Source organism: Acinetobacter piscicola, from assembly GCF_015218165.1.
Classification (GTDB): Bacteria; Pseudomonadota; Gammaproteobacteria; order Pseudomonadales; family Moraxellaceae; genus Acinetobacter; species Acinetobacter piscicola_A.
Map to the genome: position 1 here is coordinate 26,697 of NZ_CP048660.1, position 12,984 is coordinate 39,680.

10 protein-coding genes, 3 pseudogenes and 1 other annotated feature are annotated in these 12,984 nt (G+C 36.4%); of the genes and pseudogenes, 10 read left to right on the forward strand and 3 right to left on the reverse strand.

All coding sequences use genetic code 11. From position 1 onward, the window contains the following. Positions 1-115 precede the first annotated feature (115 nt). The gene (locus G0028_RS19185; protein ID WP_180046962.1) at positions 116-997 is read right to left on the reverse strand and encodes a LysR family transcriptional regulator; all 882 of its coding nucleotides are present in this window, start codon (positions 995-997) and stop codon (positions 116-118) included. A gap of 102 nt (positions 998-1,099) precedes the next feature. On the opposite strand from G0028_RS19185, the gene trpB reads away from it, so the two are divergent. Both trpB and trpA read left to right on the forward strand, forming a co-directional pair. Beyond that, complete coding sequence (gene trpB, locus G0028_RS19190; protein WP_180046960.1) at positions 1,100-2,311, forward strand: tryptophan synthase subunit beta; 1,212 nt, start codon at positions 1,100-1,102, stop codon at positions 2,309-2,311. Further along, positions 2,308-3,096, forward strand: coding sequence for a tryptophan synthase subunit alpha (trpA, locus tag G0028_RS19195; RefSeq protein WP_180046958.1), 789 nt, complete (start codon positions 2,308-2,310; stop codon positions 3,094-3,096). Before trpB ends, trpA begins: the two co-directional genes overlap by 4 nt. 126 nt (positions 3,097-3,222) lie before the next feature. Here trpA and G0028_RS21415 read toward each other — a convergent pair. Then, a pseudogene (locus tag G0028_RS21415) lies at positions 3,223-3,309 on the reverse strand (GTP cyclohydrolase II); the annotation flags it as partial. A 50-nt stretch (positions 3,310-3,359) separates the two neighbouring features. Between G0028_RS21415 and G0028_RS19200 the strand changes: the two are divergent. Further along, positions 3,360-4,579, forward strand: a protein-coding gene (locus tag G0028_RS19200; RefSeq protein WP_104915068.1) for an IS3 family transposase whose coding sequence is annotated in 2 segments (ribosomal slippage) — positions 3,360-3,636 and positions 3,636-4,579 — 1,221 coding nt in all. Because the reading frame shifts where the segments join, the coding sequence is not laid out codon by codon here. Then, positions 3,635-3,751, forward strand: a sequence feature (AL1L pseudoknot). (Overlaps the previous gene by 117 nt.) 42 nt (positions 4,580-4,621) lie before the next feature. Here G0028_RS19200 and ribA read toward each other — a convergent pair. Next, positions 4,622-5,137 (reverse strand): annotated as a pseudogene (gene ribA / locus G0028_RS19205) (GTP cyclohydrolase II); the annotation flags it as partial. 89 nt (positions 5,138-5,226) lie between these two features. On the opposite strand from ribA, the pseudogene G0028_RS19210 reads away from it, so the two are divergent. The 7 genes and pseudogenes from G0028_RS19210 to G0028_RS19240 all read left to right on the forward strand — a co-directional run. Then, positions 5,227-5,346 (forward strand): annotated as a pseudogene (locus G0028_RS19210) (transposase domain-containing protein); the annotation flags it as partial. A 560-nt stretch (positions 5,347-5,906) separates the two neighbouring features. Further along, positions 5,907-6,815, forward strand: a complete 909-nt coding sequence (locus tag G0028_RS19215) for a helix-turn-helix transcriptional regulator (RefSeq protein ID WP_180047313.1) — start codon at positions 5,907-5,909, stop codon at positions 6,813-6,815. Between the two features lie 210 nt (positions 6,816-7,025). Next, positions 7,026-10,169, forward strand: a complete 3,144-nt coding sequence (locus tag G0028_RS19220; RefSeq protein WP_180047315.1) for an ATP-binding protein — start codon at positions 7,026-7,028, stop codon at positions 10,167-10,169. Positions 10,170-10,183: 14 nt separating this feature from the next. Next, positions 10,184-10,420, forward strand: a complete 237-nt coding sequence (locus G0028_RS19225) for a hypothetical protein (protein ID WP_019384639.1) — start codon at positions 10,184-10,186, stop codon at positions 10,418-10,420. Between the two features lies 1 nt (position 10,421). After that, entirely contained in the window at positions 10,422-11,102 is a 681-nt protein-coding gene (locus G0028_RS19230) for a hypothetical protein (RefSeq protein WP_019384640.1), read from the forward strand. Further along, on the forward strand, positions 11,095-12,027 hold the full coding sequence (locus G0028_RS19235; protein ID WP_180047317.1) for a PspA/IM30 family protein: 933 nt from the start codon (positions 11,095-11,097) through the stop codon (positions 12,025-12,027). Before G0028_RS19230 ends, G0028_RS19235 begins: the two co-directional genes overlap by 8 nt. A gap of 20 nt (positions 12,028-12,047) precedes the next feature. Further along, complete coding sequence (locus tag G0028_RS19240) at positions 12,048-12,920, forward strand: hypothetical protein (RefSeq protein WP_180047319.1); 873 nt, start codon at positions 12,048-12,050, stop codon at positions 12,918-12,920. The last annotated feature ends 64 nt before the right edge of the window (positions 12,921-12,984 follow it).

Consider the following 12,984-nt stretch of genomic DNA (forward strand, 5'->3'; position numbering starts at 1 on the left):
CAGTGTCCGTATGAAGTGTATCTTTATACCTTAGGCAGCACAGCGTGAACAGAATGTGAAATAGACGTTATAGATGAGCAATTGAATAGAATTTTTCAAATCAAAGATTAAATGTTTAACTTTTTTCTTCGGCCATTAACCAATCAATGATATTCATAACATCACGATTTTCGTTATTTTTTCTGACCATTGCATAAAAATTATAGTCACAATAGATAAAACCAAAAGGGGCAATGATCTTTCCATTTAACATTTCTTTTTCTACTAGAATTTGAGGTGCTATGGCAATTCCTAACCCAGACACGGCAGCTTCTATCATTAAATTCAGACTATCAAAATAACGGTCATTGGATTTTGGGGAAAAGCCTATTTGAAACTGATTAAACCATGTATGCCATGCACTTTTATTTGAGTGGGTATGAAGTAATGGATAGTTTAAAAGATCATTTACGGAATGAAGAAGATTTATTTCACGATTACAAATAGGACCCATGTTATCGGGAAATAACAGAAATTTATTCAAAAAATTGGGAAGTAAATGATGCTCACTGACGCTATTGATAAATATATCAACCTTCTCTTTTTCTAACAATTTTAAGTCATTACATGTCATTAATTTGATATGGATATTGGGATAAATGACTTCGAGCTTTTCTAATCGAGGAATCAGCCAATTTGCCATAAAACTATGAGAAGCGCCTATGACAACTTCTACTTCTGAAGTTTTATTTGTTAACTCAAAGACGCATTGTTCTAAACGATTAAAAAGCTCCATACAAACGAGCGATAATTCTTCGGCATCCGCCGTCAGAGAGATGGTCGAGGAATGTCGAATAAACAATTTTTTATCCAACCATTCTTCTAACTGCTTTATTTGATGGCTAATCGCGCTATGGGTTACACATAATTCTTCGGCAGCTAAGCTGAAACTTTTATTTCTAGCGACAGCCTCGAATGCTTTTAAAGCATTAAGAGGAGGTAATGTTCTGCGTTTCATGTTGTAAAATTTTCTAACACCTTAAGCTCAAAATATATCAATTATCATCAAAATGAAAATATTTTAAGATCAAACAAGTTTTGATAGTAAAAGAGATATGAGATGACAACCCCTTATACAGGTAATGGTCCTGATGACTTGGGATTTTTTGGTCAATTTGGCGGATGTTATATGCCAGAAAGCTTAATGCCTGCACTTCAAGAATTAGAGCAAGCCTTTAATACTGTTCGGCACAAACCTGAATTTTGGGCTGAATATCAGCAGATTTTAACGGACTTTGTTGGTCGTCCTAGTCCTCTTTTTTATGCAAAAAACCTAACAGCTTATGCAGGCGGCGCTCGAATATATTTCAAGCGAGAAGATTTGAACCATACGGGTGCGCATAAGATCAATAATTGTGTAGGGCAAATCTTATTAGCCAAATTTATGGGTAAAACCAGAATCATTGCAGAAACGGGTGCTGGGCAACATGGTGTTGCAACAGCAACGGTTTGCGCGCTGTTTAAGATGAAATGTACCATTTTTATGGGAGAAACAGACATTCAGCGCCAACAAATGAATGTTGAACGCATGAAATTACTCGGTGCTGAAGTCAGAAGTGTTCAAAAAGGTCGTGGGACTTTAAAAGATGCCATGAACGAAGCATTACGTGACTGGATTCGTCATGTGGATACAACCTATTACCTATTGGGTACGGGTGCAGGCCCTCATCCATATCCCACCATGGTCAGAGAATTTCAGAAAATTATTGGTTTAGAAGCCAGAAACCAAATACTCCTGAAAGAAAATAGACTGCCTGATGCTCTAGTTGCTTGCGTTGGTGGGGGATCAAATGCATTAGGGTTGATGTATCCTTTTCTAGAAGACCTGAATGTCAAAATGTTTGGCGTTGAGGCAGGTGGAAAAGGAATAAATAGCGATGAACATGCCGCCTCTATTTGCAAAGGTCAGGTCGGTGTGCTGCATGGCAATTTAACCTATTTATTACAAGACTTAGATGGGCAGATTTTAGAAGGGCACTCTGTATCAGCTGGATTGGATTATCCTGGTGTTGGTCCAGAGCATGGCATTCTGTTTGAAACAGGACGTGTGACATACACGGCGATCACCGATCAAGAGGCTGTAAATGCCTTTCAGCTTTTAAGTCAACAGGAGGGTATTATTCCTGCGCTTGAGAGTTCTCATGCAATTGCATATGCGATTCAACTTGCTCAAGAGATGCAGCCAGAACAGATCATTATTGTCAATTTAAGTGGCAGAGGAGACAAAGACTTAAACACGGTCAAAAAATATCTTGCAGGAGCTACAGCATGAACCGTCTAGATCAAAAATTAAAGCAATTGAAACTGGAAAATCGAAGCGGTTTGGTCTGTTACTTTACTGCTGGAGATCCTAATTTTACAGAAAGTTGTCGTCTGTTAAGCCAATTGGGTCAAGCAGGGGCTGACATTATTGAAGTGGGTATTCCATTTTCTGATCCAGTGGCAGATGGAGAGATCATTCAGGCAGCGCATCTTCGGGCTTTAGATGCAGGTCTAACGGTAAAACAGACCATTGAGTTGGTAAAAGTAATCAGGCTGCATGATGACCAGACACCAATAATTTTCATGACTTATTTAAATCCGATTATGCAATATGGTTTTGAGACACTTATCGCCGAAACAGAAAATCTTATAGATGGAATATTGATTTTAGATGCTCCATATGGATATCGAGAAAACTTTGAAGTGCAGTTAAATGAAAAAAATATGCATTTAATTGCAATGACCGCGCCGACGACCCCAGTTGAAAGGTTAGAGCAAATTTCAGCGCGCGCGACAGGGTTTTTATATCATGTTGCAGAAAATGGATTAACAGGAGGAGACTTCAATCTATCTAATCTTGAGAAAAAGATAACTGAAATTAAGCCGATTTTTAATATTCCTGTTGCAATTGGTTTTGGGATCAAAAATGAAAGCCATGTTAAAGCACTAGCCAATAAAGTAGATCTTATTATCATTGGCTCAGCGCTCGTCGATACTTTTTTTAATAAGGGAATGAATGCGACTTTAGAAAAAGTCACAGTTTTTTCGCAAATCCTGAGAGAAAATAAAGAATAAGACAGCTTCTTTGATAGGTATTCTTTAAAACCATAATTGAATATAAAACAATATTTTATCTTGGCCTTCTCCCGTGAGGGAGATGGAACTTTATACGTGGATTTTTTTTCGAAAAGTGATCGCTTTTTAAAAATCACTATTATCATATAGATGTGACATGCGTTTTTGCTTTGTTTCAAGATAAGCTTTGTTAAAGATATTTAAACCAACTTTTGAACCGTACCGGGTTTGTCGGAGAGTCAATATTCTGAGAGACTATCCCGATGACAAAATTAAAATATACCCCTGAAATCAGAGAAAGAGCGGTTCAACTATTGATTGAATCTGAAAAAGATTATCCATCGAATTGGGCTGCGATCACAGCTATTGCTCCTAAAATCGGTTGTACTCCTGAAACATTGCGTGTTTGGTATTTAAAGCATATGGATCAACTAAATCCTGCCAAAGTACAACAGATATCTGACCAAGAAAAAATGAAGCAAATGGAACGTGAAATTAAAGAATTAAAGCGTGCCAATGAAATTCTACGCAAAGCAGCCGCTTTTTTCGCCCAGGCGGAGCTCGACCGCCCACACAAATAATGGTGGATTTTATCCATAACAATAAAGATCGATATGGTGTTGAAGCGATTTGTAGAATTTTACCGATTGCAGCTTCGACCTATTATCGGGCTTTAGATCTCGTTGATAACCCAGAACATCGAGCGAAACGTGCTCTGCATGATTTACATCATGCAGAGCAAATCAAACGTATTTGGAAAGAAAGTTTAGGTCGATATGGTGTACGTAAAGTTTGGCAAAAATTGAAACGTGAAGGCTATGTTATTGCACGTTGTACAGTTGCTCGATTGATGCAGAAGCTAGATATACAAGGTGTTTGGCGTGGTAAGAACAAACAAACTACCCGCAGCCGAGATGATCAAAAACGAGCAGATGATTTAGTGAAACGGAATTTTAGTGCTGATCGACCTGACCAATTATGGGTCAGTGACTTTACGTATATTCAAACCAATTCTGGCTGGGTCTACACTGCATTTATTATTGATGTGTTCTCGCGAGCAATTGTTGGATGGAAAGTATCAACACGGATGAATACAGATATGGTACTTGATGCACTGGAGCAAGCATTGCATGATCGAGGCATGCCAAAGAACGTGATTCATCATTCCGACAGAGGTGTGCAATATCTTTCCATTCGCTATACCAATCGTTTAGAAGCAGCAAATTTACGAGCATCAGTCGGTACAACGGGTGATTCATACGATAATGCTTTGGCTGAAACGGTGAATGGCTTATACAAAACAGAGGTGATTGAATATTTAAAAGCAGATTGGCAAGGTTTAGCAGATGTACAACTTGCGACACTAAACTGGGTCGATTGGTTCAATAAAGAACGTGTACACAGCGCACTGGGTTATGTATCGCCTTTTGAGTTTGAAGCAATGTACTATGATAAGATTAATCCGTTAGGTCAGGTGGCCTAACTTAAATAAAAAAGTCTCCGACAAACCTGGTACGGTTCATTTTAAAGGAATACGTTCAACAACATTAATTCCTAAATCAGTTAAAGATTTAATTTTAAGGGGATTATTTGTAATGAGTTTTACATTCTTTATTTTTAAATAATCTAACATAATGGTACACATATCATATTTACGAGCATCTGCTGGTAAATTTAATAATAAATTGGCGTCAAGAGTATCATGTCCTTGATCTTGAAGGGCATAAGCTCGAATTTTATTGGTTAGTCCTATGCCGCGACCTTCTTGGCGTAAGTATAAGATCACACCTTGACCTGCATCATTAATCATTTTCATGGTTGAATGTAATTGGGGGCCACAATCACATTTGAGTGATCCAAAAGCGTCACCTGTTAAGCACTCTGAATGAATTCTAACGAGTACAGGTTGATTAGAAATAGTACCCATGCCTTTAGCAAGAGCGATATGTTCTTCACCAGTACTTTGGTCTTGAAACGCTATAATTTCAAAATCACCAAATGCAGTTGGTAGTTTTGCTTTTGAAACAAACTCTATAGCCATTTAATTATACCCCTGTATTTTAAGAATTTAGAAACTTTCAACTATTACTTTCCACCTAAAATAGTTCTCAGATAGTGAAATTAGTGTGAAAACTGAATGGGCTAGATCCGTATGCCTATTTAAGTGATGTGCTAAAAAGGTTGACGACTCATAAAGTGACCCAAATAGAAGAATTACTGCCACACCGCTGGAAATCCAACTCAAATTAAAAATAGACATGGGTTTCAGTGGACGCTTACTAAAAATCTAACTTAATTTTCTCTTAATTATAAGTTTTTAAAGGAAACGGAAGTTGAGTTAAGATGCCACCATCTCAGCAAAAAAAATCAAATAAGAAAAGTAGATATTCAATAAATTAAATAATTTTTAAGCTTTATGACATCACCTGTCATTTTCTCTTTCTATATTTGTCTTGTTTATTTGAGTCTCTTAGGCTTAATCAAATGCTGCAATGAAAAGTACCCAGGAAAAGAAAATCGATATGATAATACGTTCAGGCCCATTTACCAATAAGCATAGTAAGAAGGCTTTAAAGCGTATTTTTAGAGCATTAATACAGGGAAAAATAAACTGGGCTGAATTAAAGAGATTCTATTTAGCAATGTTGCACTTAGAATGTTATTTAGAGAGACTAAACATTGTTTAAATTAAAAATTAATTAATTTTTTTTGTGATTTATTGTTAATTTTTGTTTTTTTAATGTGTTATATTTCAAGCATATCAAAACTTTAAAAGTTTGGTATATGTTTTAAATAATTAGAGAAAATTTATGCAACGTGATGATTCTATTCATGAGCGTTTAGCTGACCGATTGGCCAATATTTTAACGAAGTTAAATATTGGACATCAGTTAAGTATTAAAGATCTAGCATCTGAGTTTGGAGTGAGTACACGTACTATTTCAAGAGATTTTGATCGTCTTAATACTTATTTGCCGTTGCTGCAGGATGCTGAAAATAAAAGATATTACTTGGAGGCAAATTATTTAGGAAAAATTGCTCCGAAAGATATCCGTAATTTTGCGCAGCTCTCAGGAATTAGTCATTTGTATCCGTCATTGGATATGTCTTTTCTGCGTGAACTTTTAGATAGTCGAGCACAACAGATTTATTGTGCTAAAGGTTACTCTTTTGAAGATGCAAGTCAGTTTAAAGAGTTATTTAAGATTGTTGGAAAAGCGATTCAAGAACATAGGCAAATTGGTTTTGTATATAAAGGGGAACCTAGGCTGGTTCAGCCTTATCGTTTGATTCATCATCATGGTAGTTGGTATCTAGCAGCGGTAAGAAAAAATCAACTACGTACTTATCGCATTTCACATATTCAACTTATGCACGCTACGCATGAATATCCTCAATTTATTCCAGATCAAAATATTGTAAAAATTGTGGAAGATGATGACAGCATCTGGTTTGGACAGGATAAACAGGAAATCATTTTATCTATTGATAGTCAGGTTGCTTTTTATTTTAAACAGAGATCAATATTACCCGAGCAGCAAATTGTAAGAGAGTTGGGGGATGGTGGTTTATTGGTCTCCTCAAAAATTAATCATGATATGCAACTGTTGCCTCTAATCCGGTTTTGGATTCCACATCTTAAAATTGTAAATCCAGAAAGATTACAAGATGAGATGGAAAAGGGACTAAAGGAATATTTAGAGCGTAGGAGTTCATAATGGCGTGGAAGCCTAAACCAATGAAAATACAATGCCATCAATGTAAAAAAATAGGAATTTTTGCACCAAAAAGTGATGTGATTTTAGGTTTTCCACGATGTGTAAAATGTGGAATGGTAATGAAAATTGTAGGAAAAGTGACATTATTAGATTGGGTGATATATCCACTAACTTATATACGTAATATTTAGAATATTTAGAGCATAAATAATGGACTTAATAAAACAGCAAAATTTAAAAGATGATGTTGATATTTTTATTGGGGAATTATCTCAGACACAAGGATGGAGTAATACTCCAATTTTAAGCCTGAATAAACACCAATGGGATGAAAAATTTGAGCTTAATAATGGCAATGCTCGTTTTTTTCGTATTACTGAGCTTTCTGCTGAAGAGGAAGCAACATTAAGACAAGACCTTGAAAATGTTATCGCCTGTTTGGATCATCCTGATTATTGTTGGGTATACTATATTTCGGGTACATCGGAAGGGATTGAACTTTATCTAGGGGTGGTAAATAAGGTTCAAAAATCGGGTGTACATGAATATAGCGAACTGCTAACCAGTCAGTTAGAGGGTAATCTGACGGGTGTGCAATTGGAAAAAGTTAGCAGCGAAGATTTATCTGTAAAAATCATTCAACCATTACAGGAATCGATACATTTTGGGTTGTTGCATGGCGTACCCTCTCGCAGTATCGACCAGCAATCACAGACTGGACAGAACATTACACAGGGGATAGATCGTCTTGCTCGTGGTTTGTCAGGTGAGGTCTGGCAGCTTCTATTAGTGGCTGAGCCTGCACAGGAATTTGAGATTAATCAGCAAATTGATGAGTTATTACAGCTTTCATCTGATTTACATCCACACATTAAACACTCACAACAGTTGGGTTTTAATCAGGGCGAAAGTAATTCAAGTACCTTTGGGCGCAGTACCAGTCATGGTTTAACTCAAAACTCTGGAACAAGCTATTCTAAGACCGAGGGAACAGGTGATAGTGAAACACTTACCCGTCAAAAAGGAAAAAATACGGGAGGAGGTTCATCTGATGGTAAAAGTGGTAGTTCTTGGAGTAGTGGTACTTCAAAAAGTTGGGGAGATAATACCTCTGAATCTAAAGCTACAGGAACAAGTAGTAATGAATCTACAACATTAGGAAAAAATACAGGAAAATCTATTTCTAAAACCGATTCAGATAATACTTCTACAACTCAAGGGACAAATACAGGTTCTTCTAAGTCAGATACCCTTGAATACGTGAATAAAAAGATTGAACGTGTACAAAGTCATATCAATGACAAATTGATTGAGCGTTTTGATTTAGGGCGTAGTAAAGGTATGTTCCGTACCGCAGTCTATTTAGCTGCACCAACACCAGTCGTTTATAATCGTTTATCTCGTGCGATGGTGTCCGTTTTTCAGGGCAATCAATCGCATTTTTCTCCACTTAAAGTAACAGATTTTTCTTTACAAAAAAAACAAGTTCATAATCTATTTTTAGTACAGCGTTTGCCACAGTCAAATATGAGTAATCAACTGGCATTGATTCACAGTATTCCACAGGCTAAACAGGTATTTTCCGCAGCAACATGGCTTAATGCTAATGAGCTTTCTTTATTGGCAGGTTTACCAAGTCGTGAAGTAGCAGGCATTAAATTACGCAAAAATGTTGATTTTGCAGTAAATCCAGTGAATCCAAAAGATGGTTTTGATTTGGGTGTTGTGGTGCAGCATGGACGTAGACTTAAAGATAATGTTGTTCGTTTGGATAAAAAACTACTTAATCAGCATATTTTTATTTCAGGGGTTACAGGTGCAGGTAAAACCACCACTTGCCAACAGATTTTGATTAACTCAGGTTTACCTTTTTTGGTTATTGAGCCTGCTAAAACTGAATATCGTAGCCTATCGAAGCATCATCCTGAAATTGAATATTATACTTTGGGTAATGAAAAAGTTTCACCATTTCGTTTTAATCCATTTGAATTATTACCGAATGAGCCTTTATCAGGTCATATTGACATGCTTAAAGCAACATTTGCCGCAGTATTTCCAATGGAAGCCTCAATGCCGTATTTGATTGAAGAAGCAATTGTTCGTAGTTATGAGCAGAAAGGCTGGGATATTCATTATGATGAAAACTATATTTATCCTGACCCTTGGAATTGTGGGGGACAAAGTTTTCCAATTTTTTCCGAAGTATTATTGACCTTAAAAGAAGTGATTAAATCGAAAAACTTTGGTCGTGATTTACAAGAAAAATATGAAGGCTCATTGATCTCTCGTCTGGATAATTTAACTACGGGCGCAAAAGGTCGGATGCTGAATACTCGCAATTCAATTGACATCAATGAGATACTTGATAAAAAAGTTGTGATTGAGTTAGAGGATTTACGAGATGAACAAGATAAATGTTTAATGATGGGCTTGCTGATTGGGCGTGTGGCTGAAGCAGTTAAACAACGTCATAAAAAAGACCATAGTTTTCAGCATTTAACTTTGTTGGAAGAAGCTCACCGTTTGTTATCTAAACCACACGGCGGGGAAGATAGTTCTAAACGTTTGGGTGTAGAGCTATTCGCTAACCTTTTAGCCGAAGTCCGCAAATATGGTGAAGGTTTGATTATTGCTGATCAAATTCCGAATAAATTGACACCAGAAGTCTTAAAAAATACCAATACCAAAATTATTCATCGACTATTCGCTGCTGATGATCGTCATGCGATTGGCGATACGATTGGTTTAGATGATGAACAAAAAGAGTTTTTAACCTTGCTTACTGCAGGTGAAGCGATTGTCTATAGTGCAGGTTGGCATGAAGCAGTCAGGGTACAAGTACACACGCCAAATGATACCAATGCACCTGAAATAGACGTTGATATCATTAAGCAACTTGGGCAACAACGCATGTTTGCACAAAGAGCAAGACTCTATCCCAATTTATCAGCGAGTGAAGACTGGAATGTGTTAGGGGTAGAAACTTTTAATCAATATATTGTGGATGCAACCAAATTTTTGAATTTAATGATTCGATGGGTAATTAGCCCAAGTCAGGAATGGGTTAATCGTCTTGTAAGCTCTTTGGATAATCTCAAAGGTAAGTATCCATCGATTACTCAAACTCAGGCGTTGAAAGATTTATTTAAAGATATTGCACCCGTGTCTAGAGATAAAAGTTATACGGATGGTAAAACTGCTTATCAGTTATACGATATTTTATTTGGATTAATTAATAATAACCAGTTACCAGCAGATACAAAAAGCGGTGATAACTTTCCGATTGAAAGTGAGAATAAGCGTCCTCTTTGGAATGATATCTCACTTGTATTTAAACAAATTCAGTCAATTTAAGTGGAGTAAATGCTATGGGATTTTGGAGTAGTATTGGTTCAGCTATTGGTTCTTCATCTAATCAAGTAAAAGAAGAAGACCCAACCTATAAAAAATATGCCGCTGAGATGAGTAATTTTAAACTTGAAGATAAAAATGTAAAAACAGCTTTAAGTACTAAAAAACAAGAGTTTCAGCTTCATCAGATGCAGGATGAGTTGGACGATATAGATAGTATTGATGACGTAAAGAAACATTTTCAGGAGAAATAAAATGGGATTTTGGAGCAGTGTAGGTTCAGCAATTAGTAGTGCATGTTCTTCGATTGGTTCAGCAATTGGCAGTGCTTGTTCCAGTATTATGGGAGGAATTAGTAGTGTGATTAGTAATGCGGGTTCACTGTTTTCAGCCTTAGCCGTTGTGATTCCAATTACGGGAGCTTTAGGTAAGGTTGTTGCGGCCCTTGATATTATTGGCAAGATTCTGGGTGTACAAGAACCTGACGAAGATACTGATGATATTGGTGATCGTGCGATACAGGCGCAGGAAGCAGGGATTAGTCCTGAAAATTATGCGACTTATCAGGAGTATTCAGCGGCAATCAAGAGTTTTGAACTTGACCCAAAACGTTCTGCTGAAATTAGTGACCTTGACAAAAAACTTGCAGGGATTGCAACGCAGGCATGGGCGTATGAAGAAAAATTTGGTGTAGATGGTGTTGGATTATTAACCAAAACAGTAGAATCGCCTGATTATTTTACAGGCGATCGTTTAGCAAGTTTTCTTGATAAAGTTGAAAATATATCTGATGTTGTTCAATACTTTGATGGCAAACTTTCATCAAATGAACGTAATGCAGTGGAAGCGAAATTGGTTGAAGCAGAAAAGACAATCAATCCAGAAAAAACCAATGCAGACATTTACAAGGAACTGGACACCTATCGTCATGAGTAAACAAAAAGTAACACCTAATGATGACTTACAACATTACTTATGTATTTTGGCATTTAAAGATCATCTGGTCGCATACCAAAGTATGCAATCAGAACCTTGGCAGTTAATTCAAATTAAAGGAAGTCAGCAATATCTACACAAGGATAAGGTGAGTAGCTTAAAAGATGTATTAAGCGATATTTCTGCTAACTTGAATTTAAAAGATGGCTTGGCAAAAGTAAAAGTGAGTCTGCTTTATCAACAGGGGCAAGATAAACTATTTATTGATGCTGTGAAAAACTTACAGGAATATCACTGTAAGACATGGCAAATACTCAATTGGGATAGTATCTATCAATATGCTTTACAGATATTGAATATCGAACAGGTATTTTTTGATACTCAAACAGTAGATCACCCATGGGTACAAGATCATTTCTTGCCATTAGTTTGGCATGAAAACAGTATTGAGCATCAACAGCAAGCTTTAGCTGCTTTACGTCAGGAAAAAAATCAGATTGAAGAGCAGCTTGCATTAATGCGCTCTGATGCAGAACAAGCCTTGGCTCAACAAGTGGATAAACTTGAAAATGATAAGCAACAGTTACAACAACAGATTGTTGATGCAAGAGTGCAATTGCAAAAATTGCAGCAGCCTGACTTAGAAAGCCTTTTGGTTTTTCTACCTGTCATTTTTAAAGATTTCTGGAATGTGGTACGTCCTGATGAACTGGCGATGATTGTTGGGGTACTTAATACGCCATCAGTGCCATCACCATACCATTCACCAAGCCTAAGCACAGTTCAACAAAAGAAACGTCAATATTTAGCACTGTCAGAAGAAAGTCAGGGCAAAATTTTGGATTTATGTCGAGAGTTGGTACATAACCATAATGCGTTACAAGTACATCAGGAATTTAAAGCTTTAGTCGGGGCGTTGGATTAATTATGGCAAAAGATGACAACATGCCTACTAAAAAAGAAATCATTCAATTTCTTGAACGTGTAGAACAATTAAACGAGGACGACAACGTGTTTAAAGAAAAATTGGGTGGCTTATTACGCAAAATTGTTGGTAAAACAGCAACCCAAAATGATACTTCGCCTATACGACATGATACAAAATCGGAAAATCATTTATTATCAAACTCAAAACTGACAGAGCTTGAACAGCGTATCCATGCTATACAGCAGGATAATGATAACTTAGGTCAAAAAATAACACAGCTTAAACATACTAATAAGAAATTAGAGGAAGAAAATATGGGGATTTTGGATTTATTTAAGCGAAAAGAACAAGATGTTAGTCATTTACAGCAGCAGATTAGTGGATTAAGTCAAGACAACCAAAAGCTTAAACAAAATAATGAGTCTTTAAGTACTGAAAATCAAGATTTAAATAAAAAACTTGGTTCATTTAACTGGGCAAATTCACTTAAATCAGAATTTAATTTTTTAAAACAAGTACAGTCACATCCAGAGCTTGCCAGTATTTTATTGCCAAATGGTGATGATAATGTCCTGCAATTAATTGCGATTGCATCTCAATGGAATAACGTGTTACGAGTTTGGGATGCTTTAGCAACACAAATTAAAAATACACAACAAGCAATTTCTGTAACAGAACAGCAGATTATTGAGCATGGTTTGGCTTTATTTAATCTGACTCTACAAAGTAATCAGGCAACCTTGAAAAATCCAGAGTTTGGTGAAAGTTATGATTATGATATTCATCAAAAAGTATCAGGTAGTGGTGGAAGTATTGAGCAAGTATTACTCGCAGGTTTATATAATGCCGCAGGCGAAAATGTAAGAGCTGCAATAGTAACTACACGTTAATTTTAGAAATGAATAAATTCCCCTTATATAGCAAAGAGACAAGGAGGAATAATGATGAATAGAA